This window comes from Pedobacter polysacchareus, from assembly GCF_019802255.1.
Taxonomy (GTDB): Bacteria; Bacteroidota; Bacteroidia; order Sphingobacteriales; family Sphingobacteriaceae; genus Pedobacter; species Pedobacter polysacchareus.
Genome location: NZ_JAHYSS010000003.1, coordinates 118870 through 145438, shown reverse-complemented (window position 1 = coordinate 145438; position 26569 = coordinate 118870). Strand labels below are relative to the sequence as shown.

Here is a 26569-nt window from a genome sequence, read left to right as displayed (position 1 = left end):
GTGCATCAGGGATTTTAATAAAAAGATATCCATACGCGCTCAAATTATTATATAAGGGGGTCATTCCCCTTATTAATTGATTACTCTCCACACCTTTTCTAGCTTTCAGTGATGTCCCTATAAGAATAGACGAACAATTTACTGCTTTTGTTATATTTGAAATTAAATATAAGAATATGCAAAGTGAGTGTTTTCAAATTGAAGCAGAAATGCCATGGGAAGATCTTGGCAATGGAATACAAAGACAAGTATTTGGTTATAATGATCAAGTTATGCTGGTGAAAGCTAAATTTGAAGTTGGTGCCATTGGAACTTTACACGAGCATCACCATACCCAGGTAACCTATGTAGACAGTGGGGTATTTGAAATGACAATTGGTACAGAACAAAAAATTATCAGAAAAGGGGATGGATTTTATGTCCCGCCACATACAATCCACGGTTGCGTATGTATTGCGGCAGGTACATTGATTGATGCTTTTAGTCCTGCAAGGGAGGATTTTCTGAAGTAGGCATGTCTACTGCCTTCATAAATTTGTATAAGTAAGCACAAGCCAACAAAAGGCAGGTCAGGATGAACCATAGGGTGTTATAGCCATGATGCTCGGCGATATAAAATCCTGCGGAAGGCCCAACAACCTGGGCAACTGACCATACCAGCATATATCCGGCAGCATATTGTCCTCGGTTAAATTCGTTTGCTCTACTCATTACAAAAGTGTTGACAAAAGGTAGGGCAAACATTTCTCCGAAGGTGAAAAGCACAATACACAAAACTCCAAGTACAAGGGGAGCGCCAAAGGGTAACATCAGTACAAGAAAAGATGCTGCAATCAGGAGTACACCCAAGGTGATAAAAAATACCGATGATTTCTTTCCTTCAATCTTATGGATCATCACCATTTCAAATAATGCGATGATTACCCCGTTAAGGCCTAGAATCAAGCCAATCATAAACTCATCAATTTTCCAGGATTCCTTAAAAAATACTGGAACCACCCTAAACATAAGGAAAAAGCAGATGATAAAAATAGTACTCAGTAGCAGGAATTTGATGAATAAGATATCTTCCCATGGTTTCCGTACCACAATCCCTTTTACCTTTTCTTTAATTGCTTTTCTATAGCCTCTTATTTTCGGCAGAAACCATAAAATGCTCAGTCCGGCAAAAATCCCAACTGCACCATCTACATAAAATAACAGCCTATAATTATAGGAAGCAATTAATCCCCCCATACTTACTCCAAAAGCCCATCCTATATTTGTAGCCAAACGATTCAAAGAGTAGGATCTGGTTTCCAATCCTGGTTTCGCATAAGCTGCAATTGCTGCAAAATTTGCCGGACGAAAAGCTTCTGCAAAGAAACTAATCACGATTGCCAGCACACAAAGCGTTTCGAAATGCGTTATGCTGGCAAAAAATAAAAAAAAGCCACCACCTATGACGGCAGAAATAATCTGAACAGGTCTGAAACCAATTACATCCGTCAGTTTTCCTCCCGCAGTAGAACCCATAATTGAGCCTACACCAAACAAGGTGATAATCAATCCTGCATCAGCAGCAGAGCGATGTAAGGATTGGGTGACATATAAGCCCATAAATGGGACTGCCATGTAACCGCTGCGATTAATGAGCATAACTATGCTCAAAATCCAGGTTTCCCTGCTCAGTCCAGAAAACGATCGTTTGTAGTTCCCTGCAATATCGTGAAGTAAGTTCATGATTTTATTTTATTCCGCCAAAAGCTGCAAAACATAGGTTTTTATGCAATACTTCTACATGTTTAAAGCCGACTTTCCGCATCAATTCCAGCTGATAATTGATTGATCTAGGCGTGTCTTCATGTTCGATATAATCCAATACTTTTTGGCAATATTCTGGTCCACCTAATTCCTCCAGATAATCTGCATAACGCTGCTGAAATAATAAATTCAAGTGTGGAGTATCATGGCTGATCAGGTCCGAAATCCAAAAACACCCCCCAGGTTTCAATGCACGGTAAATTTTATTGAAAACAAGATCCCAGTCTTCATCTCCACGAAGATGATGTAAGGTTGCAGCTGCAAAGATAATATCATATTTGTCGGCCTCCAATTCTAAAGCCCTCATATCCATTTGGATGGTATGAACTTTTCCATTGGTAACTTCACTTACACGTTGTTCCGCTCTTCTCAGCATTGGTAAACTCAGATCATTTAAAGTGCAATTTAAATGCTGAATTTTCCCCAGCATTTTCAAGGTGTAATTTCCAGCACCACAGCCAATATCTAAAAGTTCTTTTGCTTCCGGAACTACATGTTTTGCAGCTTCTGTACATAGCTCCATGGTCAATGCAGCATCAAGGGTAGTCAGCTGGCCGGTATCCAGATTAGAAAAACGCTCTACATCCTGGTCAAATCTATGTTCGATTTCCAGATTACTTGCTTTAGCTGAATAGTCACTTTTCATAACACATGTAATATTTGTGCCAAGATAAATAAATAGAATTGCGATTCTTATAAAACATCCTAACTTTAAAAAGTTCAAATGAAGAAAATATGGCAATTAACTTACGTAAAGGCGAAAAGATTAACATTGGTCTCACTAAAATTAGTGTAGGCTTAGGTTGGGATCCTAATGAAGGGACAGGACATGATTTTGACTTAGATGCTTCTGCATTTATGGTAGATGGGAGCAGGATGATTCCTGCGGAAGAGTATTTCGTTTTTTATGGTAATGATAAATCACCTGATGGCGCATTGTTCCATACAGGTGATGATCCTACTGGTGGTAATAGCGCTACCGGAGATGATGAAATTGTGAAAGTAGACCTTTCTCTGGTAGATGAGCGCATTCAGGAAATCCTGTTTGTGGTGACTATTCATGATGCTCAAGTCAGGAGGCAAAATTTCGGACAAGTACGCAGTTCATACATTAGAATTGTAGATGATACTAACGGCGAAGAAGTGGCAAAGTATGAATTAGACGAGGATTTCTCCATTGAAACCGCTATTGAATTTGGCAGACTCTATAAAAGAAATGGCAGTTGGAAATTCGAAGCTTCCGGCAGGGGATACAAAGAAGACCTCGCTTTTTTTCTAGCTAAATATTATACAGGGGAAATTATCAAATAAATTCCCCTGTAATGCTATCGTAAACTAAGTACGGTAGGTGGATTATTTACTGGGAGAAGGATATGAAATTTAGTTCCTTTTCCCGGTTCACTAAATACTTGAATAGTGCCGCCGAGATCTTCCACCTGAGTTTTTACCATAAAAAGTCCCATGCCTTTTCCATCCACGTCTACATCAAATCTTTTATAAAGACCAAACAGCTGACTGCCATATTTCTTTAAATCAATTCCTTTTCCATTGTCCTCAAATATAATATTCAAATGCTTTTCTGTCAGATAGGTTTTTATAATCATTCTTGGTGAAATTTTCGGCTGCCTGTACTTTATGCTATTGAGGATCAGGTTGTAAAAAACACTGTATAGATAGCCTCGTACGGTATAAATCTTTTCTTCCTCCAGCTGATATTCAAAAGTCATATTCTCACTTACAATCAGGTTGTTAATGCTATCTTTGATTTCCTCTACCAAAATTTGTATGGTTACTAGTTCCTTAAGTCGTTCAGGAGCGTCTTTTTTTACGGTCAATACATAATTCAAGTCTTTAATTACCGTATCCAGATTTTTAATAGAACTACGCAATCCATGTATTAGTTCCCTGACTGAAGAGGGGTCGGTTTCCACTTCACTGAGTAAATCACTGATACCAATAATATTGGCTACAGGTGCGCGTAAATTATGGGATACTACATAGGTGAATTGTTCCAGGTCTTTATTTCTGCGAATGAGCTCAGAGGTCATATTATCCTGTGCTTTTGCGATGTTTTTTTGTTCGGTGATGTCTTTGATAGACAGAATGAAACCCCAGTATTGATGATCATCATCATTTACTGCAATCCATTTTAGTGCATACCATTTTTCCGAACCATCTTTTTCAATAACATTTGTTTCATAAGACATGTTTTTTCCATTGATCACATCATCTACAATCTTTTGAAGCCTTGCCCGCTTATTTTTGGCAAAATAATCTAAAATGCTATTTCCCTCCAACTCCTTATAATGTCCCCTAAATTCAGCAATTTGCTTGGCCATTTGACTATAAGAAATGATCTTCAACTGTTGATCCACTAATATATAAGCTGCATCAGTATGGTCTAATAATGTGCGGAGGTTAGCTTCAGATTTTTTAAGCGTATCTTCTGCAGCTCTAACGGAAGTAACGTCCTGTAAAGTCCCAAATAACCGGGTAGTTATACCTTCAGCATTAAATTCAATCCGGTTTTCTCCTTCCAGTATTTTCACTTCTCCTGCAGGATTCCTGATCCGAAAACTAGTTTTCATATTTTTTCCTATACGAATCAATTTATCCACTTCATATTCTACTCGAAGTTTATCGTCAGGATGAATAAGGTTATCAAAGTATTCATTGACAGGAACCAGGGATTCATCTCCCCAATAAATCTCTTTCAACGCATCAGACCAAGTGAGTTCCTGCTTAATCAGGTCGAAATTCCAGTTGCCAATCTGTGCCATCTTTTGTGCTTCAGAAAGTACAGCTTCTGCTTGTTTGATTTTTTCCTCCGTTTGTTTCCATTGGGTAATATCGCTAATCACGCCCTCTACAGAATATATTTCTCCATTCAGATGATGGGGGACTGCTTTTATTTCAATCCAGCGAATGCTTTTATCTTTACAGATAATCCGATATTGACTTTTTGTTTGGCCACCTTTTTCCAATGCCAATCCATCTCGTTCTGCAATATGGCGATCTTCCGGGTGAATTACATCGTACCATAGATTGGGGTTTTCATGAAACTCTGCCAAACTATAACCGTATATTTTAGCACAGCCGGCCGACAATTTTAGGTATCGGTTACTGCGAATATCTTTCAGGTAAAAGCCTTCATTTACTTCATCCAGTAATTTTTCAATTTCATGGCTAAACTGGTCTTTTTCTTTTCTGTACTGCACCTGTTCCGTTACTTCCTGGCCAGAGAGGAGAAGACCCTCAATAGTTCCATTTTCATCGCGTAAAGCTTGTAGGACAAAATTGAAATAAGCACCATGAAAGTCGGCACTGGTGATTTCTTTGACCACATAACTAATGCCGGTATTATAAACAGAATCTGCTTTTTCAATTAGAAAAGCAAGCGCTGTATGTGCATATACCTCTTGGAGATTTTTATTTAAAATATAGCTTTCTCCAATTTTTTGTTGAAAAAAATTATTCACAAAAGTGAAAATGTGTTCCTTACCCATGAGAATTGCAATCGCATAAGGGATTTCCTGGAGCACATTGTAGTTCATATCCGGGCTATTTGAAGCGGAATTATTTAGTGCTTTTAAAATAACATCGGGTAATCTGAGTAAGCGATCAGACAATAGGTAATCTGCAGCACCAGAACGTAATAATGTTAAGGCCTGTTGTTCAAATTCTGGTGGGCTGATACAGATAAAAACAGACTGATGACCACTTTCTTGCAAAAGCTCAAAAGCTTTATGTCCATTGGAATTTTCATCACCGCAAAATGCAAGTATAACATCTGGAACGAAGCGCTGTAAAGTAAATTGAAAATCAGAAATTGCCGTTATTCTTAGTTGTTGAAAAGGGAATTTTGATGGATCTAAGATATTGGTTATTAAATTACTATCATTAGCTGGATCTCCAAAAATAAGGATTCTCAGAATGTTTCTCATTAGTTAAACGTGTTTTTATGATGTAGGTAAAGGATAATATAGACATAATTTTAAAATCCTTACCAATATTTTTATAAAAAACAAAATGCCCTCATAAAGTCAGTAACTTTTTGAGGGCATGTACAATAAAGAGGCTTTATTTTTCGTTATAAATAGAGTTCCTAAGGCAATTGTTTGAAAATGTTCTGCACTACTTTAGGAATTTCATTAATTGCTTTTTGTGGATCAGTCAATTCACCTTCGGCCCAACCTCTCCAGATTACTTTGGAGCTGCTGCGTTCGATAATATCAATCATGATGTTTCCTTCTTTGATTGGCATTTTTCGCTCTCTGCTGCCTACATATACTGGAAATGGATTGTCATAAACGTAAAAGAATCTTGCGCGACCTTTGTAATAAGCCACTCTAGGACTTAACATTGGTGGCTGATTATAATAAATTGGCTCATCGTAAACTTTCATACTATTATTCACAATAGCAGAATAGCGGATGAGCAAATCAGGGTTTTTACTGTCAAGCGTTAAACCTTTTTTAGCAAGTTCCGTTTCAGTAGTCTCTACAATTTTATCAGTTACGATATCATTGTTGTAAATACTGTTTGTTTTTTCATCTACTGGAGGAAGCCATGCGTATGTTTTGAAATCGGTTCCAACAGGCTTACTACCAACCGCGTAGTAATTGTAAGGCGAGCAAGCCGACAGCATCCCTGTGGCTACTAGTAAGAATAATAGTTGTCTTTTCATGGTAAACGTTTTTTAGAGTAGAATAAAGTTATTTAGGTTACCACCGTTCTGGTTTTTATTTAACCTAATAACAGTATTACAATAAAAGCTCTAAAATGTTTAACCAATTTTAAAATAAATGAAAATTAATTTTTACTGCTACAACAAATCCAGAAATGGATGGCGTTAGAACTTAACACGCATGCCTATTCCCAATTGAAAAATATCTGCAAGCGTAAGCGCAGAAGTGTTTTGAAAATAGTTTACAATGTAATAATCATTGGTATTCATTTCCGAATATAAACTGATGGCTTTAATACCCGAATCTTTCCATATCTTTTTCATATTGAACTCAATTTCATTGCCTATAGACAGATTTGGGCGTAATGCTTCAGACCAATAATAGTAATTATCAGGATACCTGTGCTCACTAAATTTATAAGATAAGGAAGGATGAAAAGTATAACTTGCAAAGAATCCTGGGTTAAACGGATAGAATTTACCCCAGTCTTTAAGTTTTATTTCATAAAATTTATAGGCGAATTTTGCAGTAACAATATGCAATTCTCCACCTTTAGTTGCAGGAACATACCCATAATTGAAATCAAGAATCCCCTTTTTATTCTTGAAAACGTCGTACCCAGCACCTACACTAAAGTAGCCAATACTGCCTGCAAATTGTACAATTGCATTATCGGGAACCAGGAATTTAAAACGCTGAGCTGATGTTTTACCCGAAAAAATAATCAGGAATGCCAATAATATATAGATGCGCTTAAAATGATATCCGTTCAAAACTTATTTTATGATTAATGATTTCAACTAGTAAAAATTCTTCATTGCCCATGGCACTTGTGATGACATAAGGGATCCCAGAATCGTCAGGATAGTAAAGGTCATACACATGGGTATGTGCATGTAATGAAGCGAGAAATCCTGGTGTTTGCGAAAAAATCCCTGTATAATCTTTGACCAGATTTTGGTCAAAATCTGAATTAATAGTCGGAACATGAGATACCGCCACATAATTACTAATACCTTCCTCTGGCTGCAGCTGAGTTTTTAACCAGGGAATGCTAGGAACCTGACCATTAAAGTTGTACTCCCTGCTATTGGTATCATGGCAGATAAATTTTGTTCCCCCGTAGCTGAAGGAATAATTTAAGGCACCGAACATTCGCTCAAAAACTTCTCTTCCACGTGAGGTCAGATCATGGTTTCCAATAACGCCCATATATGGGACATTTAGCTTAGATAAACTTCTGGCGATCCACTCCATTTCTTTTAGCACACCAAATTCAGTAAAATCACCAGCAACCAGTACGAAATCAATACCCGGCATCTCATTAACTTTTTTAACAAAAGCAACAGTCTCATCACGTGAACGTTGAGTATCTCCGGTTAAAATAAACCTGATATGATCATCATTTTTGCCATGCCCAAGCCACTGTAAATTTTTTGCATTAATGTCTGTAGGGGAGTTCCTGTCAAAAATCTGATTTGGACTATATTCAAAACGGTTACAGCTCAGCAAACCAGTACCTAAAACAAGCCCTAGAATTATAAATTTGTTCATCGAAAATTCTGATATTTTCGCAAACCTAAGGTTTAAAAAAAGAGTTTAAACATCTAATAATGGGTTGTGGCATTAGTATAACCGTTAAATGGCATTAATTTAACATTTCTGTCAAACTTAGAAAAACTATAATTCAGGAAAAATGCTGGAAAGGAGGGTAACAGCCTGAGCCTCTTTTACTGCAGCCTGAAAGAAGGAAAGGGGAATGAATTTCCAGGTAATTTGATGGTCTTCCGATACATTTAATACTTCGATGGCCTGATTTATTAGATGCTGCTCAAAAAATAGATATTTACTGGATGCCCAGGCTTTGGGGTCACCTAAATTTGCTGGCCAGGTGTACAGTTTATGAGCTTCTATAAGTTTTTCTTCAATCACATGGGTGGATCTTTTAGAAATCAAGGGACTAATATCATATTCTTGAATGGAGGCAGCAGCTCCCGATTCATGACTCTGAATGGCAATGGCTTTAGCGCTAAAGCCAGCAACCACCACATTGTGTCCTTCCTGTTGTACAGGGCTTCCAAAAAACAAATATTTTCCGGTGCTTAATTGCTGAAGTTCAGTGGTCATAATCATTTTTTGCCAAAGCTACATTTTATAGGGTATGGTTTTCAACTATTAGGAGTAGATTATTAAATAATAACCAACGAAAAAGGGCCGGATTTCTCCAGCCCTTTTTAAACATACATTATATTGTTGGTTTTTGTTATTGAATGATCTTTCCGTCAACTCCAATTTTGATCGCTGCAGTTTCTGCATCTTTCTTCACTTCAATTTCATAATATTGTGTTTTGTCAGCATTAGTAACCAATGATGCTGCAGTTGGTGTCCATGCTTTAACTGGCTCTGATTGTAAAGTTGTTTTTACCGCCTCTGGAAGATCTTTCAATTCAACCGGAGTTTTTGTAGTACTATCTTGTTTTACAGTAATAGCTTCTGGACTTTTCACTTCTGATGCGTTTACTGCTGTAATGGATGCGAAAGCTAAAAATGCTGCTGATAAAATGATCTTTTTCATATCTTATGTATTTCAGTTAAATATTCTTGTTAATAATGTTTAAAATTGGTTCATAATGATGCCATAAATAATATATATTGGTATACTGCTGTTATTCAGTTGGTTATATTGATGTTTTGAATTTTAGCTGTAGAGACATTCCACACTTTGTAGCTTAATGAAGCGCTTTTAAATAAATTCTTCAATATTATTTATGTCTTTGTCCCATAAGATGGATTTTATCCAACCATTTTTGCCGTTGTTTTGGGCTGGCAGTCTTAATAATTCCAATAGTACTTACCTTAACGGGCTTTATACCACAAAATTCCAGGGTGCTTTTTTTTAACTGGCGTATGCTTGGACTCCCATATACCAAACGGTAATACCATCCCGGCTGGTCCATAGTGGTAATGATCCTGGCTGTTTTTCCAGTTAAGAGTCCATCCCAAAAAAGAGAATTTTCGCGATATTGATATGTCAGACCCGGTAAAAATAAGCGGTCGATAAAGCCCTTCATAAGCGCAGGCAAACCTCCCCACCAAACCGGATGTATCCAAACCAAGTGGTTAGCGGCTTTGATTTTTTCTAAGCTTTCCAGTAAATCTGGCTCAAGATCCACTCTTTTAGTGTAACCATAAGCAAGATTTGGATCAAAACGTAGTGTTGAAATGTTAATCTCAGTGATGGATGCTCCTGTTTTTAAAGCACCAGCTCGGTAAGCTGCTGCTAGCGCATGGTTGAAGCTATCCGGATTAGGATGCCCGTTTATAATAAGTATGTTGTTCATTTTGTACAATTGTGAAATGCTGGTACAAAAGTAAGGAGTGGTAGCTCCCTGGCTCAGGACAAATGTCTAAAAGGAAATCTCTTTTCTCAGGCGACTAAGGTGCCTGGAGGTGATGCCTAAATACGAAGCCAGATATTGTAATGGAATTTGCTGCACATAAATTGGTTGGTGCTCTAACAAATCTAAATATCGTTTTTTGGCTTTCTCCTGTTGGAATTGAAAGACTCTTTTTTCCAATTCGAGGTACTGTTGTTCGGCAATAAGCTTTAAAAATTTGCTCCAATTGGGATTCGTATTCGATAAATGATCTAAGTCAATTTTTTGGATCAGCAGTATTTCTGTGGGTACTAATGCTTGTATATTTTCTAATGTAGGTTTACCAGTGATAAAAGAGGAATACGCAGTCATTAATGCCCCCGGAAAAGTGATACAATAAGTCGTTTCTTCACCAGATTCCGCACGAAAAAATGTTCTCAGAATACCACTAATCAGGAAAGCAACTTCCTTACAAGTTTTTCCTTCTTGGATAAATAAATCGCCTTTTTGTAGTTTTTTCGGCCTCATCAGCGCTATCACTTCATTAATTTCTGTAGGACTGAAAAGTTGAAATGAGGTTAAAAATTCTTGGATCATCTGTATTAAAATACATTGCTAAAGCGTACAGGCCTCAAATATATCATAAAACACAAAAACGACAGCAAATCCTGCCTGAATAACTGCAAATAATTAAAACTTATTCGAACACCCATCCTAAAGGAATGCCTAACAAATTGTTTAGTCATTTATAAAATCAACAACAAAGAAGAAGCCGAATTGCTTCGGCTTCTTCCTGTAAAAATATTGCTTCAATTATCATTTACCATCGCTGGTATTATTGTTTAACGGGCTTACCGTCTTTATCTAATTTCACTGCAGCAGTTTCATCACCTTTTTTAATATCAATGTGATAATAACTTGACTTATCGGCTTTAGTTACTAGAAATGCTGCTGTTGGTGTCCATTGTTTTACTGGTTCAGTTTGCAAAGTTGCTTTAACTGGTTCTGGTAAGTCAGCCAACTCTACTGGAACTTTAGTGGTACTATCTTGTTTAACTGTAATCGCTAAAGGTTCTTTTAATTCAATTGCGTTTGCTGCAGTCATTCCTGCGAAAGCTAAAAATGCTGCTGATAAAATGATCTTTTTCATATCTCTTGTGTTTCAGTTAATATTCTAATTAATTACGTTTAGAGTAGGTTTAAGAATAATGCCGTAAATGATTGATTCTGGCATGTTGTTGAAAAACAATAGATTATGATTTTATGTGTAATGATTTAATGTAGCATTATTCCACAATTTGTGGGTTATAGAAGCAGTAAGGAGTAGATCAAGAGATAGCCGGGCTTTTCTGATTAATAAACAGGCCTGCTATTTTTTGAAAAGCAGGCCTGTTTATTAAAGAATGTAAATGATTAAGTATTTATTTATTTCATGTCGTTTTCAACTTTTCTAGCTGTACTTCTGCCTGGTAAATAAATTTGGAAACCAATACCTAAACTTAAGGTATGGCTATAAGCACTACTTCCAAAACCTACGATTCCATTGTATTTTAGCAATGTTTCTAATCCAATAGAGCGGGTTACAAAATAGGTGAAGCCAGGACCAAAACTAAATCCAAGACCATTAGTCGAGCCTCCGGATCCTGCCGGGTTAATCCCGTTTACCCCTACAGTAGCCTCTCCAAAGAATTTAGAGTTTTTAACCACCTCATCAGTACCTTTTGACCCGTAATACCTTCCCAAAGCACCAATACCATAAGAGATGCTCGTACCTGCACCTTTTGCGGTAGCAAGCCCAAAATTAACATCTCCACCTAGTGCCAAACCATCCTGTATAAACCAGGCTGCTTTTGGGTTGATATTTAAACTAAAGATATTTGGTTTGTCTAAACCAAATTTAATGTCGGAAATGTTGGCACCCATCATTACATTTCCTTTTTGTATCTGTGCCGATGCTCCATAAAGCAGGCCGATACTCAAACAAATTGTTAAGCATAATTTTTTCATGATATAGGATTTAAATGTATTTAGGTAACAATATATAAAGAATTTGGTTTTTGAAAACTCCTATTAACAAGCACTTTATGGAAAATATTCACTAAGGAACTTTGCTTAAAAAACTTGATTTCCTTGATTCTGGCTTACATAATAGCCTTCGTAAAATATCTTACTACCTTTGGAAGTAGAAATAAATATTATACTAATGAAATTATCATTTGGAACTGTCATTCAAGGCCAGCCTAATTACTTTATTGAAAAAATATGGAAAGGTTTAACCAATCTTTCCGATCAGATGGAGGGAGAGTATTACCGCTACTTACAGCGCCATTTAGAAAAATTCAACAGAAGTTGGGATGGAGATCAGTATACTGAATTTCTGGAACCAAAAATACATACTATTCGTAAAGATACAGCTGATTTATGGCATTCTGGAATGGAAATCACTATGGTAATTGATCAGGATAGCACTGAAGAATTTCAATTTACCCCAGGTTTGATTTGTCAGCATATTCAATATATTGAAATTAAAAAAGAAGAAAATAAGCCCTTCAGACTACGTGTTGATGGCCAGCTATTTACCGAATCAGCCTTGCATGAGTTTGCTGTAAACGATGGTTTTTCGGACGAGGCAGCATTGTTCGCTTATTTTGGTGGAAATTTTAAAGGAAAGCTAATTCACTGGACTCCATTTAAATACTAAGCAACGGTATGATGATTACGACTTATCATATTGAAGACTTCAGCTCTCCATGTACAATTCCGAATCAGTTTATCATGGATAGATTTGAAAATGTTGGACGCCCTATAAATATGGTCTGGCCCCATAAACATAGTTTCTATGAAATTTTATGGCTGGAAAAGGGACCTTCTTTGCATACTATAGATCAGCATTCTTTTGAATTGTCCCTGGATTCGATCTTTTTTATCGCTCCAGGACAAATTCACGAATTGGAGAAAGAAGAAGATTTAAGGGGATACAGTGTGATGTTTACGGAGGATTTCTTAGCCTTAAGCGATGGTGGGCAGGATGTACTTAAAGGGCTCTCTTTTATGGAAAACACTTATACTAAGCCAGCTTTAAAATTGGTAGAAAAAGAATTAAATGGACTCTCTGCCTCTCTAAATATGCTCCATCTGGAAACAGCAAGAGTGGACCGTTCTGCACATGTCATCCGTCACTTACTCCTGACTTTCCTTTTTCAAATCAAAAGAATGGTCGCTGAAGCACCTGTTCCAGCAAAGGACAACCTGCAGGTAACCAGGGTTAAGAAATTCAAAAAACTTGTTGAATGCCATTATAAAGAGGAAACAAGACTTTCCTTTTTTGCGGATTCCCTTTTTATAACAACGGCACAGCTCAACGAATTAGTAAAAGCAATTACCGGAAAAACAGCTGGTGAAACCATCAGAGAACGCCTATTACTGGAAGCCAAAAGAATGTTGATTCATGGCCACCTCACTGTAGGGCAGATTGCGGCTGAACTTGGATTTACCGACTTTTCTTATTTCTCCAGACAGTTTAAGAAGCAAGAAGGCTTGAGTCCAGCTGCTTTTCGTAAGCTAAAAATGAATTAGTTGTATTCAAAAGTGCCAATAAAGGCTTGCATTGTCCTAAAATTTGAAATGGTTTCCAGATACCTTTGCAGCTTAGTAATTAAGCGATAAGATAGCATGGAAATTAAACTGAATACAATTCCTGAAGCAATTGAAGCATTAAAAGAGGGAAAAGTAATCATTGTAGTAGACGATGAAAACAGGGAAAATGAAGGTGATTTTATTAGCACCGCGCAAAATGCAAGCCCAGAGGTCATCAATTTTATGGTCACCCATGGCCGTGGATTAGTTTGTGCACCGTTGACTGCTCAGCGTTGTGATGAACTTGAACTTCCTCAAATGGTTAAACAGAACACTGCCGCTTACGAAACCAGTTTCACCATTTCTGTGGATTTATTAGGTAAAGACTGTACTACTGGGATTTCTGCTTCTGATCGTTCCAAAACCATCCGTGCCTTAATCGATCCGGAGATTAAAGGTTATGACCTGGGAAGACCGGGGCATATTTTTCCATTACGCGCTGCAGAGGGCGGTGTATTGGCCAGGCCAGGACACACGGAAGCTACAGTAGATCTTGCACGTTTGGCAGGGATGGCTCCAGCCGGCGTATTGGTCGAGATTCTGAAAGAAGACGGAGAAATGGCACGGATGCCAGATCTGATAAAAATTGCAGCAAAGCATCAATTGAAAATCGTTTCTATTGAAGACCTTATTGTTTACCTCCGGAAACAAAAAGTCGCTGAGCCCAAAAAAATCCCCGTATTTACTGACTGAATAACAAGATAAACGGCTTTTAAGGTAAATAGGTTTGATCAGATAATCTCTTGATCATTTGAGAACTCTGTTCACGCCCATGCTCCAATCGATCTTTAAAAAATAGCTTGGTTTGATCGAAATGCTGTTTATAACCTTCCATATCCCCATAACCAATGATAGAAGCCCATTCGCGCACTGCGGAATGAAATTCGAGGTCGTCTGCACGTATGCTTTTATCGAATAAGGCAGCTGTGATCGATTCCTCCAACAGTTCTTCATTGCGGAAAAGGTATTCTACAATCCCAAGTCTCAGGCGAAAGGGCGGAGTCTGGCAGATCAAATTGTCATAAGGGTTGGTATTTAAATGATACCAGGCATCTGCCATACTCAGTAAACTAAGGTGGGAATTCGCTTTTCTAACTCCTGGACTGGCAGAAAGCGAGAATTCCCTCATGATCTGATCATCCAGTAACAGCGGCTTTCTGCTTTCATGGAAAACAAAATCCCGTACTTTATAAAGCCTGGCTCTGAAATCCTGTTCTTCTTCCATGATCATCATTTTGAAAAGCTCAGATTCCGATTGTGCATATCGTTTTACCTGCTGACGGGCAAAGGGGTTTAATACGGCGAGACCTGCATAAATGTGTGCTTTATAACTGAAAATCCTCAGTGTAGTCAGAATTTTCACGTTGTCTATTCCGCCCAGATAAGAAGCATTTTCCCAAGGGAAAAAACCTGCACTAGCCCAGGCAGTCCCCATACTTTCAAAGCCAACATGTGTCGCTGCCTGAGTATCAGCAACAATACGGTCATGGTCATTATAATCCTTCATTTCGACCATTTCTGAGCCTAAACAGGAGAGGAGGTCCGTCATTCTCTGGTAAGCTTCCGCTGTAGTTCTGTGTGGGATCACAATCATTTTTTGTCCTGCAGGATCAAAGCCAGGGCCATGAAGGGAATGACAGGTGATGATATGTACATCTTTAGGCAGGTGCTTTTCAAATGCCATAATCTCAGGATGCTTTACAGAAGTTTGTCCAGCCACAATAGCTCCATATTTCGTAGAACTGCCGTACCATCCTAGCACTTCTTCAATCCGTTCAGATTCTACCGCATAAAAAATCACATCGCAGATGCGTGACACTTCTTTGCCATCATAAAGGATGGAAATGCCTAAAGGATTCAATTCTTCTTCCAGTTGTGTCCGCCTTTGCGGGAGATCTGAACCATATACGGGATATCCTGCCTTGGCAAAACCTTTGGCATACATTTTCCCCATATCTCCCAGACCAATGATTCCTACATTCATAAAATCTTTTCTTGATACAAATAACCGAAATTGCGCTGGATTACAAAGTGACGCACATCACAAGTCTTTATTTATCGTTAGTAAACGACGATTTCATCACTAAACATAAATCCTTTTTTCTCATTTTTTGCGGTAATCCGAATATAACGTGCAGTGTTGCCTTTAAGGTCAAAAAGGAAAGTTTTAAATCTTAAAGAATCATCCGTATAAGGCACGTCGTTGTCTATCTGCGGAAGTGCTTTAAAGTTGATTCCATCATTGGAAAGTGCTACTTTAACGTTGGCAGGCATGTATACGCCTGGTCCGGTCAGCTGCATATACCTCATTTTCAGTTGCTGTAATGCCTGAGGATTTTCCAGGTCTATCGTTACATCCAGGTCCCCTAAAAAGCCTTGCCACTGTCCATCTCCATAAGTTAAATCTCCAGTTTGCCCGTTTACCAAGGTGAGCTCCTTTTGCGCCGGATAATTACTGCTATATTTATTATTGTAGGTTACTTTTTTTCCGATCGCTTTGTGCAGATCTATTTCCAGCTCTTGTATTTTCCCTATAGGAAGCTGGTCCTTGAAAATCACTGCTTTTACAGTTCCACTGTGGTTCAAGGAAATACCATCTTTATAGATTGGAGAATTAACGGTCGGTATACTGCCGTCTATTGTATACCTGATTTCTGGCTGAAATTGTTCCGAATTGATGGTCACCTGTGCCAATTTACTAGTCATATCAAAGCTGGATAGGATACTCAGGTTATTAGATGGCGGATAATAATTGACATTAAATTGTTGTAATAATCGATAATGTTTCTGTAAACGGGCCTGAAAATCATCCCAGTTTTTATGGCTCTCCGGAGTCCAGGCCACTTCCGAAAGTGCAATTGCCCTGGGGAAAACCATATAGTCTACCTGATTGGAGGTCGGCATATATTCTGCCCATACATTGGCCTGAACGCCTAGTATGTGTTTCTGCTTTGTTAGCTCAATTTCCGCTGGAACAGGCTGGTAACTGTATACCTTTTTCAAAGGAAGGTAACCACCGATGGATTCTGGCTGACCGATGGGGTTGGTCTGATAAGAATCCAGATAAAGGTGCGAACCCGGTGTCATGATCACATCATGCCCTGAATTAGCCGCCTCAATACCACCTTTTTCGCCTCTCCAGCTCATTACTGTCGCATCAGGGGCTAAGCCACCTTCTAGAATTTCATCCCAACCAATTAATTTTCTTCCTTTGCTGCTCAGGTAAGTCTCCATTCTTTTGATCGCATAACTTTGAAGACCATGTTCGTCTTTCAGGTCAAAATCTTTAATTACTTTCTGACATTTTGGACATTGCTTCCAGGCTGTTTTATCTGCCTCATCTCCACCAATGTGAATGTATTTGGAAGGAAATATTTCCAAAACTTCATCCAGCACGTTCTCCAGAAATTTAAAAGTATCTTCATTACCAATACAGAACTCTGAATTTTTATAAGGAAGGCCATAACACGATAAATTAGGGTAGGCAGCAAGTACCTCTTCACTATGTGCCGGCATTTCAATTTCAGGAATCACGGTTATACCTCTTTTAGCAGCATAAGCAATCAACTCTCTTGCTTGTTCAGCAGTATAAAAACCACCCGAAGCATTCGGGGTCCCCATTTCTACGTATTTTCTGCCGTTGTTCCACCAGTTTTTCCAGCTGGCATCAGTTCTCCAGGCTGCAAATTTGGTCAGTTCCGGGTATTTTTTTATTTCCAGGCGCCAACCTGCACCATCTGTGAGGTGCCAATGAAAAGTGTTTAACTTATAGATAGATAAAAGATCAACGTATTTTTTTAAAAAAGTAAGAGGTAAAAAGTGACGCGATACGTCGAGCATTAATCCACGGTAGCCGAAAGCAGGTCGATCCTCGATCCATACTGCAGGCAGAGATTTAGTGTCTTTTCTGGTATAGGCAATCTGACGTAATGTCGATATGCCTTGAAGTAATGCTTGCGGCTGATGTGCAGTAACCACAATTCTGTCTGGGGTAATTTCCAGGCGATAAGCATCCTGGGCAAGGGTATCATCTTTAGCAGCTTTCAGTAAAGCAACACCTTGTTTTGGTAGGTGCTTAGCATTTTTAATTGTTTTTACTTCCTCAAATTTCAGGTAAGGATGTTCCTTCAGCAGTGCTGCCGCTTCTTTAAAATCTGAACTTGCAAAAACGTCTGTGCGGGTAGTATATATATAGTGCCCTTTTTTAGCTAACTGGACAAGTGGTTTTGGAATGATAAATAATGAATCCTGTGCGTACGTAATTTGCGGTGTTAAATATAATGTTGCAGCAAAAGAAAGGGCTGCAGCCCATTTAGTCGTATTCATGATTTTTGGTTTCAGGTTTGTGTAGTGCAAATTTACGGATTATAAGGACAAAAGAAACTGCGATTAAATTTTGTTTCGATAGCAACCATTAAATTTATTTTATTAATCTTAAAAGAAATAATTATATTTATATAACCAAAAATTACACGCTCATGGGTTTCTTATCGTCGTTTTTTAAAAAAGGCAAGTCAATAGGAGGAGAAAAAGAATTTGGTCTCGGCTATATTCCCAGAGAAGATGCTGAGCTGAGTTGGGCAACAGAAAAAGCAAGGTTAACACTGTGGTATTTTGAGGAACACCTGAAAAGACCAACCTTAGGTCAAGATTATTTTTCTATAAAAGTAAAGGTAAAGGAAGAGGGACGTGTAGAACACCTATGGCTATCAGCGCCAGATTTTGATGAGGAAGGAAACTTCTATGGAAAAGTCGGCAATGAACCGATTCAGGTGAAAAACATAAAATTGGGACAGGAAATAGGAGTTGGCAGATCTTTGATCTCCGATTGGTTGATTGTAGAACAAGGGACCTTACTTGGCGGATATACCATTCGGGCAATTCGCGATGGACTGCCGCAGGTAGAAAAACAATTCTTTGATGAATCCATCGGCATTGCCATAGATGCCGGAGCAGATCATTTTATCCCGGACTTTAATACACCGGAAGGAGCGATCACTGCTTTAGAACAAGCTTACACAAACAAAGATCTCCAGGCAGCCATTATTTGCAAGGATTTTCGGGAAGAAGCACGCATGGTTTTGGGAGAAGTCAATATGGCTGATTTTGACCTGATTCAGGAAACTTCAGAAGTGCTGGAGGCTGCTTACATAGAAAGTCTGAAGAAATGTGGAATGCCCGATTTATCTCATGCAAAGCGCGCATTTACTAAAAGAGAGCAATTTAATAAGAATACCTGTATCGTGACAGAAGTCTGTACTTTTCCTAATGGAGTAGTGAGTACACAAAAACTGCTGACCATTAAAACCAGCCAGGGTTGGAAAGTCATAGGATTGTACGATGAAAACATTGCTTCCTAAATCCTAGAAAGCAATGTGTAAAATATAACTAATGAGGATCGCTTGTATCTATAGGTCTTTTAATAAAGGATAGATAATATGCGGACACCATAATGATCACCACAAGTGAAAGTAAGAAAGCTACCATACGTATTGCTATTTAAAGTTGATAATAAAATATGGTATGAAGGTAATGATTCTTTTTAATACCCCCGACTGATATCGTTACTGTTTTTTTACATTCAGAATAACCCACTCTTTTTCATTGCCTTATCTGCGTTTTATCCGCTGTATCTCTGCCAGCATCACATTCTTTATAATTGGTATAGGAATAAATTGCTTTTACAATCGTAAATTAGCCGCGCCTGGACCCTTAATCCCCCAATTGAATATGGCCTTAAAGAGAGTATTAAAAGTCGGTTTAGACTCTGCCGCACCCTTCCCAATGCACTCAGACTATAATTCTGAAAGATTTGAAGGTTTTGAAGTAGATCTGCTCAGCGAAATTGCCAAGCAACTTGATTTTGAAATACAGTATGAAGTTTCTTTATGGAAGAAAATCCTTGGGAAATTATTTAAAGGTGAATTGGATCTGATCTGCTCTGCAGTAACGATGACTGCTACCCGTAAACATATCCTTGAATTTACCGAACCTTATTTACATTTCAAGTTATGCGCAGTAGTGGCTGCTGATGACGTGCAGATCAATGAAGTAAAGGATTTTAAAGAAAAAAGAATTGGGGTAAGGATTGCCGCAGAAGCAGAACGTCATGTACATAATAAATTTCCTGAAGCAAATATGGTGCATGCTGACACCAATAAAGAATTATACGAACAATTGGAATCTGGCGAAATTGATGCCTTAATTGATGATTCCCCAATTGCCAATGGTTTTCTGCAAAACAATGACAAGTTAAAAATCGGACTGTTTTTACCAGGCACTGATTCACAATATGCCATTGCTATGAAAAAAGGAGACCTTGAATTGAAAGACCAGCTCAATGAAGCTTTAAAACTGCTTAGAGAGAACGGAATTTATGATCAACTTTATCAGAAATGGTTTTCTGGAATGGAATTCTAAAGTTTTGTTGCACAATATTTACAGTACTTAGCATCGTCATCGTGGCCTTCGCGGCCACAACCCGGACAAACTTCATGGTGAAAACCCTTCTTTCTGGCGGCAACAGCCATCTCAGTGGTAATAATCCCTGTGGGTACCGCAATAATGGCATAGCCAGTCAGCATGATTAAGGAAGCTACAAATTTCCCCAATGGAGTAACAGGTGAAATATCCCCGTAACCAACGGTAGTAATGGTCACAATTGCCCAGTAAATGCTCTCAGGGATGCTGGAAAATCCATTCTCACGATTTTCTACCAGGTACATAATAGAACCAAGAACCACCACAAGAGCCAGTACTGTGAGCATGAAGATGCTGATTTTTCGCATACTTCCACGGAGTGCCACCGTCAGGAATTTCATTTCCGAAAGGTATCTTCCTAGTTTGAAAATCCGGAATACACGAAGTAATCTTAAGGCACGAAGGGCAAGGAGAGATTGTCCACCCACAAAAATCACACTCAGATAGGAAGGAATCAGTGCCAGTAAATCCACAATTCCCAATGGGCTTTTGATGTAATTAATAGGGTGTTTGATGATAATGAGCCTCAGAATATATTCTATGGTGAACAACACTGTGAAAGTCCATTCTATAATAGAGAATAATCCACCATATTTTTGATGATAACTGTTTACGCTATCCAGCATCACAATCAGAATGCTGGCAAAGATGGCAATCAGCAAGGCGACATCAAATGCCTTGCCGGCATAAGTGTTAGACTCATAAATAATTTCATGGAGCTTTTCCCGCCAATCCTGTTTTTTCTGTTTCTCCATATTTTGCTCCTCTTTCAAGGATTTAGCTGAAAATTCTTAAAAAGTGATTCTCCAGGTGATTCCGCATCGCATTTCTAAATAGTTCTGGAGAGCCGTTCTCCAGGATATCTACCAGGCCTTTGTGGGAAACGAATTTTTTGATGGTTGCCTGTTTCTTTAACAATCCACTATTATGTACGTAATCAAAAACTGGAAGTAATAGCTTTTGGAACTTCTTTAAAGTTTGATTTCCAGTGATTTCATACAATTTCCCATGAAAGGTAATCTCATGATCAATATGGAAAACGTAATCTTCGGAGGTGTCAGGTTCATTTTTAACGATTTCCTTTAACTCCTTAATGTGTTCAGGGCTGATATTTTGAAAGAGAAAGTCAGCCATACCTATCTCTAAAACAAGGCGCATTTCAAAAATCTCTTTTAAGGTTTCCTGATCCAGTAAATGTGGGTCCATAGACTTACCGATGATGCTGAAAATATCTGGGCTGGTAATCACAGAGCCTTTCTTTTTTTTCGTCTCTATTAGTCCTCTCATTCTTAATCTCAATAAAGCTTCGCGGGTAACGGTACGACTTACGCCAAGATTTTTTGATAAATCTATTTCTGTAGGAATCACATCTCCAATTTTCAACTTCCTGTCTACCAGTAACTGTACAAGATTGGCTTCTACCTTATCTACCAAACTGCTGGTATCCATCTGGATAAATGTATTCACTATGCTGCTGTCCATATTATGTATAATAATAAATTATGAGAGAATACCTCTAAATTAATACTAATAAAGCGGTTTATCAAAAATGACAATAAAAAAAACATAAATAATTCTTGCTTTCAAATAATATTTATCTCAACTTAGTAGTATTATGTATAACATAATGCTAACCAAAAACTAATAGTATGAAACAGTTTTACCTAAAAACGATTGTTTTAGTGTGCTGCCTATCCTCCTTTATAGGCGCATTTGCACAAAACAAAAAGGTAACCGGTACGGTTACTGGCGAAGATGACGGACAGGGGATTCCAAGCGTCAGCATTTCAATTAAAGGAACAAAATCGGGTGGGCAAACAGATGTGAATGGAAAATTCATCATCGAAGCTAGTTCAAACGACATACTCGTGTTTACTTATGTTGGGTACCTTACTCAAGAACAAAAAGTAGGCAATAACACCAATTTAAAAGTAGTAATGAAACCAGCCAATGCCAATCTGGATGAAGTGGTAGTGGTGGGGTATGGTACGCAAAATCGACGTACAGTAACTAACTCGATCGCAAAGCTGGATAAAGAGGTGCTGGCAAACGCACCACGTGCCAATGTAGGGAGTGCTTTGCAAGGAACAATTGCTGGTATTCAGGCTATTAGCAAAAGTGGGCAGCCAGGCGTTGGTCCGACTGTATTTTTAAGGGGAGGGGCATCCATCAATAATCCTGGTGGACCATTAGTGATTGTAGATGGAGTAATCAGAGATTACAATGATATCTCTTCTGAAAATATCCAGTCTATCGAGGTGCTTAAAGATGCTGCTTCTACTGCAATTTACGGTGCTAGAGCCAACAATGGGGTAATTTTAATTACCACCAAGACAGGTGCCGCAGGCGTTGCCCAAATCAATTACAAATTTACCGGGGGTTACAATGTCAGAAGAGATGGCTATACCTATTTAGGGGCAAAAGATTATATATACTATACGCGTTTGGGATACCTGAATTCAGGTAAGCCAATTACAGATGCAAATAATGCAAGAGGATTAGGCTTACTTCCAGATGCGGCTAACCTTGCAAGTTTCGATATCAGGAAATATGTTGAAGGTACTACTGTTTTGCCAGCAGGATGGGGTATCGTTGATGATCCTTACGGAGGTCAAATGATGTATAAAGACCATGGTGGTGAAATTGAAGACCTGGTATTTAGAAATACTTATACCAAAGATCACTATGTTAGTGCTTCAGGGGGTAATGATAAAGGCAAGTTCTTTGCCGCATTTGATTCCTATAATGAGGATGGTGTGATTGTAGGCTCTAACTATAAACGCTATACTGCAGATCTTAATGGTTCTTACAAAGTGAGGTCTAACGTGGAGGTTTCCGGTGGTGCTACACTTTCTACTTCTTCCCAGTTAGGTACTGTAGGTGGAGAAGTGAATTCATTGTATAGAAGTTTGGCGATATGGCCAACGTTTAATCCCTGGATAGATGAAGCGAAAACATCGCCAAATCCCGGAAATAGTGCTAGTGATGGTAACCCGTTATACTGGTTAAGCAGATTGAACCGCCAGAATGAAGTGAATAAAGTTGTAGTTAATGGTGCCGTAAAATGGGATTTATTACCTGGCTTATACTTTAAAGCTACTGCCAATGCTTATTTATTAGATAGAAAAGATGAGTCTTTTCAAAAATCAACACAAACATACGCCAACATTTTTGCTACGCCACAGTCGATAGGCTCTGCCAGTAGAGATGCGATTCTCTTGTCAAGAAGAGATTTTCAAACGCAATTTAACGGTATTGTGAATTATAACAAATCACTAAACCTGCATAATTTTGCTGCCATGGTTGGTGCGGAAACCTTCCAGATTAAAACGTTAAATTCACAATTGTATGGTCAGAATGCCCCTACAGATGAGATTCCGACGATCAATGCTTCTACCGTTTTCCCTGCAACACTGAATGGTGCAAAAGCTAATTATAGCGAGAAATCACAATACCGCATCAATTCACTTTTCGGAAGATTTACTTATGATTTTGATCAAAAATATTTATTTACCGCAGTGTTTCGTGCTGATGGTGCTTCCAACTTACCAGATCAACATAAATGGGGTTATTTCCCGGGCGTATCTGCAGGATGGAACCTTCAAAAAGAGAATTTCTATGTGAACTCTGGTCTTAATAAATATGTTTCAACCATAAAACCTAGACTGAGCTATGGTGTTAACGGTAACATCGCAGGTTTGGGTAGATATGTAGTTCAAGGTGTATATTCATCGCCTGTGAATAACTACGATGGTGTCGGAGGTTTCTTCCACGATAAACTGGCAAATCAGGATTTAAGATGGGAGCGTAGCAAAACTTTTGGTGCTGGTTTAGACCTGGGTTTACTACAAGATAGAATCACCTTGTTATTTGATTATTATGATCGCAGAACTTCTGACTTGTTAACAGATCTACCACTGCCGGATTATATCGGTTACCCTCCAATCACAACGAACTCCGGTACATTGCAGAATAAAGGGTATGAGTTTGCAGTGAATGCAAAAGTGTTGAGCACTGATGGCGGTTTTACTTTAAGCCTGGGTGCAAATGCGAGTTTTGTGAAAAACAAAGTATTGAAACTTCCTTTCAACGGTAATGAAAACAACAGACAAGGTGGGATACAAGTCTTTGATGCCGCATCAGGCCAGTTAAAATGGGTAGGTGGATATCAGGAAGGACAAACTATCGGTGATATTTATGGCTTTAAACAAGTGTCAATTTTTCAGGATGCTGCAGAAGTGCAAAGAATTGCAGGCAATAGAAAAGACGCGATCGCCAATGTAAACGGACCAAATTTACCTAAAGGAACGGCCCCTGGACCTGGTGCAGATGCAGGTAGAATCACCCCTGGTGATGTGAACTGGTTAGATGTAAATGGCGACGATATTATTGATTCAAGAGATCAGGTATATCTGGGTAACATGGCCCCAAAATGGACTGGTGGTTTTAATGTAAATGCAAATTACAAAGGCTTCAACCTATATACTAGATTTGAGTTTGCCTTGGGACACACGGTTTATAATGATTTATTAGCCCGTACGCTTGGAAATTATCAGGGAACTTTCAACTATACAGATTTGATGCTTAAATCATGGACTCCGAATAACACGGTGACTGATATTCCAAAAGTATATTTTGCGGATCAGGTACAAGGTTCTAAGCAAAATTATACCCGGGCAAATAATGCTAGTACAGTCGTAAATGGAAACAACTCAAATCTTTATGAAAAAGGGGATTACCTGGCATTAAGAGAGGTAACACTTTCTTATACGCTGCCTAAATCATTAATGGCTAAAACCAAATTCTTATCTAACTCAAGAATCTATGCAACAGGAAGTAACCTGTTCTATATCACAAAGTTCAGCGGTTCTTCTCCGGAAGCACCTTTAGATGCGAACAACAGACTTACCGGTGTGTATTTAGGTGCATATCCTACTGCAAGATCCTTTGTTTTTGGTTTAGAAGTTTCCTTTTAATCACTTATAAGATTAAACATCATGAAAAATAATTATAAAAATATAATCGCAGCCGCCTTAATGGTATTGAGCCTTGGCGCCTGTAAAAAAAGTCTGGAATTAAAACCAATCAGTAACTTGAGTGATGATAATTTTTGGAAAACAAATGATCAGTACGATGCTTTTGTAGCTGCAATTCATAATAAATTCCGTGGTCATAATAGTAATTTTATGTTCCTTGGGGAGTTGAGGTCTGATATTTACGGAACCGATCCGGGTACCACCGCTTCTTTTACCGGCGAGGCTTCTCAGGGATTGGAGCGTATGTGGTTGCAAACACTCACCTTAGATGCTGCAGGTGTAAGTTCTTTTGGTACTTTCTATAGTAATATCAACCAGTTGAATTTGTTAATCTATAAACTCAATACCGGAAATGTGGTTTCTGAGGCTACTAAAAAGTATGAATTGGGGATCGCTTATGGAATGAGAGCATTTTATTACTACCAATTGTACCGTAGCTGGGGAGATGTGGTCATCATCACAGATTATATCGATGCCGCTAACCTGGATCTGTTTAACCTTTCTAAAGCGGCTTCGCCAGCAGCAGATGTACTGAAACTGGTTAGAGCGGATATTGAATTGTCACTGGAGAATTTTGGGGCTGATTATTCTATTAAACGCAATAAAGGGTATTGGTCTAAGTCTGCAACCTTAATGCTAAAAGCAGATACTTACCTGTGGACTGCCCATAGAACTGGCGGTCCTGCAGATGCGACAATAGCTAAAAATGCCTTAACAGACATTCAAACCAGTGTTCCTGCATTGGGCTTATTAACCACCTCTGCTAATCCATTGAATACCCCTTTTGCGGATCTTTTCTCTACTACAAACAGGGGAAATAAAGAGATCATTCTGGCAAGCAGAAACGGATTGAATGAAGCCGAAATGACCTTTATACCAGGTTCATTTACACCCCAGACAGGCTTAATCGCGAATTATTTCGACTCTTTGGCTAACAGACAATTTAATGTAACCACTGATAATTACGCTGGTTTGTTACGTGCACCAGTGAAAATTGCGACCTACAGAAAATTTGATGCAAAGGATACCCGAAGAGAAGGTACCATTCAGGCTGCTTATAGAAGGCCAACTCCTGGAACTTATGTAATTGCAGGGACGTTCCTGAAAAAATATCAGGGACAACAAGATGCTGCAACAAGGAAATACACCAACGATTTTCCAATTTATCGTTATGCTGACCTGCTATTATTACTCGCAGAAGCTAAAGAAGTATTAGGAGAAAGTCCTGCCGCTGAAATTAATGCCGTAAGAGCGAGAGCCTATGGCGCAAATTATAATCCAGCAATTCAGGGTTTCCCAAATATGCCGGGTGATGGAGATATCAAACAAGCTATTTTAAAGGAGCGTTTGTTTGAGTTTATTGGAGAAGGAAAACGCTGGTATGATTTAAGACGTATGGGAGACAATTATGTCTATACAAATACCACCTTAACATCTGCAGAATCCTATAAATTATTATGGCCAATTGACCGTACTTCTTTAACCAATAACAGAGCTCTGGTTCAAACCACTGGATATCCTCAATTCTAATAATATTTGGTGTAGGAGT

At 38.5% G+C, this 26569-nt stretch carries 24 protein-coding genes and 1 pseudogene; 9 read left to right on the top strand and 16 right to left on the bottom strand.

Annotation, left to right across the window (positions count from 1 at the left end):
• Positions 1–176: 176 nt before the first annotated feature.
• Positions 177–512 (top strand): cupin domain-containing protein, encoded by a 336-nt coding sequence (locus K7X70_RS08405; protein WP_222536634.1) that lies wholly within the window; start codon positions 177–179, stop codon positions 510–512.
• On the opposite strand, the gene K7X70_RS08400 is transcribed toward K7X70_RS08405, so the two are convergent.
• Positions 481–1722, bottom strand: a complete 1242-nt coding sequence (locus tag K7X70_RS08400) for an MFS transporter (RefSeq protein WP_222536633.1) — start codon at positions 1720–1722, stop codon at positions 481–483. The two genes, K7X70_RS08405 and K7X70_RS08400, sit on opposite strands and share 32 nt — an antisense overlap.
• A gap of 4 nt (positions 1723–1726) precedes the next feature.
• A complete protein-coding gene (locus tag K7X70_RS08395) occupies positions 1727–2449 on the bottom strand; it encodes a class I SAM-dependent methyltransferase (protein ID WP_222536632.1) in 723 nt (240 codons plus the stop codon).
• A gap of 89 nt (positions 2450–2538) precedes the next feature.
• On the opposite strand from K7X70_RS08395, the gene K7X70_RS08390 reads away from it, so the two are divergent.
• Entirely contained in the window at positions 2539–3114 is a 576-nt protein-coding gene (locus K7X70_RS08390) for a TerD family protein (protein ID WP_062548842.1), read from the top strand.
• Positions 3115–3128: 14 nt separating this feature from the next.
• On the opposite strand, the gene K7X70_RS08385 is transcribed toward K7X70_RS08390, so the two are convergent.
• From K7X70_RS08385 to K7X70_RS08340, 10 genes are all read right to left on the bottom strand, one after another.
• Positions 3129–5747 (bottom strand): PAS domain-containing sensor histidine kinase, encoded by a 2619-nt coding sequence (locus K7X70_RS08385; RefSeq protein ID WP_222536631.1) that lies wholly within the window; start codon positions 5745–5747, stop codon positions 3129–3131.
• Between the two features lie 161 nt (positions 5748–5908).
• On the bottom strand, positions 5909–6490 hold the full coding sequence (locus K7X70_RS08380) for a DUF4136 domain-containing protein (protein WP_222536630.1): 582 nt from the start codon (positions 6488–6490) through the stop codon (positions 5909–5911).
• Positions 6491–6655: 165 nt separating this feature from the next.
• On the bottom strand, positions 6656–7264 hold the full coding sequence (locus K7X70_RS08375; RefSeq protein ID WP_255607010.1) for a hypothetical protein: 609 nt from the start codon (positions 7262–7264) through the stop codon (positions 6656–6658).
• The gene (locus K7X70_RS08370; RefSeq protein WP_222536629.1) at positions 7245–8045 is read right to left on the bottom strand and encodes a metallophosphoesterase family protein; all 801 of its coding nucleotides are present in this window, start codon (positions 8043–8045) and stop codon (positions 7245–7247) included. The genes K7X70_RS08375 and K7X70_RS08370 overlap by 20 nt, the downstream gene beginning before the upstream one ends.
• A gap of 126 nt (positions 8046–8171) precedes the next feature.
• Positions 8172–8618: a hypothetical protein gene (locus K7X70_RS08365; RefSeq protein WP_222536628.1), complete on the bottom strand. Its 447-nt coding sequence runs from the start codon at positions 8616–8618 to the stop codon at positions 8172–8174.
• A 136-nt stretch (positions 8619–8754) separates the two neighbouring features.
• Entirely contained in the window at positions 8755–9066 is a 312-nt protein-coding gene (locus K7X70_RS08360; RefSeq protein WP_222536627.1) for a hypothetical protein, read from the bottom strand.
• 187 nt (positions 9067–9253) lie between these two features.
• Complete coding sequence (locus K7X70_RS08355) at positions 9254–9832, bottom strand: NAD(P)H-dependent oxidoreductase (protein ID WP_222536626.1); 579 nt, start codon at positions 9830–9832, stop codon at positions 9254–9256.
• 66 nt (positions 9833–9898) lie between these two features.
• A complete protein-coding gene (locus tag K7X70_RS08350; RefSeq protein WP_222536625.1) occupies positions 9899–10465 on the bottom strand; it encodes a Crp/Fnr family transcriptional regulator in 567 nt (188 codons plus the stop codon).
• A 238-nt stretch (positions 10466–10703) separates the two neighbouring features.
• Positions 10704–11018: a hypothetical protein gene (locus K7X70_RS08345; RefSeq protein WP_222536624.1), complete on the bottom strand. Its 315-nt coding sequence runs from the start codon at positions 11016–11018 to the stop codon at positions 10704–10706.
• Positions 11019–11293: 275 nt separating this feature from the next.
• Positions 11294–11875 (bottom strand): hypothetical protein, encoded by a 582-nt coding sequence (locus K7X70_RS08340; protein WP_222536623.1) that lies wholly within the window; start codon positions 11873–11875, stop codon positions 11294–11296.
• Between the two features lie 196 nt (positions 11876–12071).
• Here K7X70_RS08340 and K7X70_RS08335 point away from each other — a divergent pair, with 196 nt between their 5' ends.
• From K7X70_RS08335 to ribB, 3 genes and pseudogenes are all read left to right on the top strand, one after another.
• Complete coding sequence (locus tag K7X70_RS08335) at positions 12072–12569, top strand: hypothetical protein (protein WP_222536622.1); 498 nt, start codon at positions 12072–12074, stop codon at positions 12567–12569.
• 74 nt (positions 12570–12643) lie between these two features.
• A complete protein-coding gene (locus tag K7X70_RS08330; protein WP_222536621.1) occupies positions 12644–13444 on the top strand; it encodes an AraC family transcriptional regulator in 801 nt (266 codons plus the stop codon).
• Positions 13445–13540: 96 nt separating this feature from the next.
• Positions 13541–14143 (top strand): annotated as a pseudogene (gene ribB / locus K7X70_RS08325) (3,4-dihydroxy-2-butanone-4-phosphate synthase); the annotation flags it as partial.
• A gap of 73 nt (positions 14144–14216) precedes the next feature.
• Here ribB and K7X70_RS08320 read toward each other — a convergent pair.
• Positions 14217–15488: a prephenate dehydrogenase gene (locus K7X70_RS08320; protein WP_222536619.1), complete on the bottom strand. Its 1272-nt coding sequence runs from the start codon at positions 15486–15488 to the stop codon at positions 14217–14219.
• Positions 15489–15565: 77 nt separating this feature from the next.
• The gene (locus K7X70_RS08315) at positions 15566–17830 is read right to left on the bottom strand and encodes a glycoside hydrolase family 20 protein (RefSeq protein WP_222536618.1); all 2265 of its coding nucleotides are present in this window, start codon (positions 17828–17830) and stop codon (positions 15566–15568) included.
• Between the two features lie 152 nt (positions 17831–17982).
• Here K7X70_RS08315 and K7X70_RS08310 point away from each other — a divergent pair, with 152 nt between their 5' ends.
• Positions 17983–18864, top strand: coding sequence for a YegJ family protein (locus K7X70_RS08310; RefSeq protein WP_222536617.1), 882 nt, complete (start codon positions 17983–17985; stop codon positions 18862–18864).
• 370 nt (positions 18865–19234) lie between these two features.
• The gene (locus tag K7X70_RS08305) at positions 19235–19924 is read left to right on the top strand and encodes a substrate-binding periplasmic protein (RefSeq protein ID WP_222536616.1); all 690 of its coding nucleotides are present in this window, start codon (positions 19235–19237) and stop codon (positions 19922–19924) included.
• Here K7X70_RS08305 and K7X70_RS08300 read toward each other — a convergent pair.
• Entirely contained in the window at positions 19921–20739 is an 819-nt protein-coding gene (locus K7X70_RS08300) for an ion transporter (RefSeq protein ID WP_222536615.1), read from the bottom strand. The two genes, K7X70_RS08305 and K7X70_RS08300, sit on opposite strands and share 4 nt — an antisense overlap.
• A 22-nt stretch (positions 20740–20761) precedes the next feature.
• Positions 20762–21466, bottom strand: coding sequence for a FadR/GntR family transcriptional regulator (locus tag K7X70_RS08295; protein ID WP_222536614.1), 705 nt, complete (start codon positions 21464–21466; stop codon positions 20762–20764).
• Positions 21467–21633: 167 nt separating this feature from the next.
• Between K7X70_RS08295 and K7X70_RS08290 the strand changes: the two genes are divergently transcribed.
• Positions 21634–24960 carry a SusC/RagA family TonB-linked outer membrane protein gene (locus K7X70_RS08290; protein ID WP_222536613.1) on the top strand — a complete coding sequence of 1109 codons (3327 nt, stop codon included), beginning with the start codon at positions 21634–21636 and terminating at the stop codon, positions 24958–24960.
• A gap of 21 nt (positions 24961–24981) precedes the next feature.
• The gene (nanU, locus tag K7X70_RS08285; protein WP_222536612.1) at positions 24982–26550 is read left to right on the top strand and encodes a SusD family outer membrane lipoprotein NanU; all 1569 of its coding nucleotides are present in this window, start codon (positions 24982–24984) and stop codon (positions 26548–26550) included.
• The last annotated feature ends 19 nt before the right edge of the window (positions 26551–26569 follow it).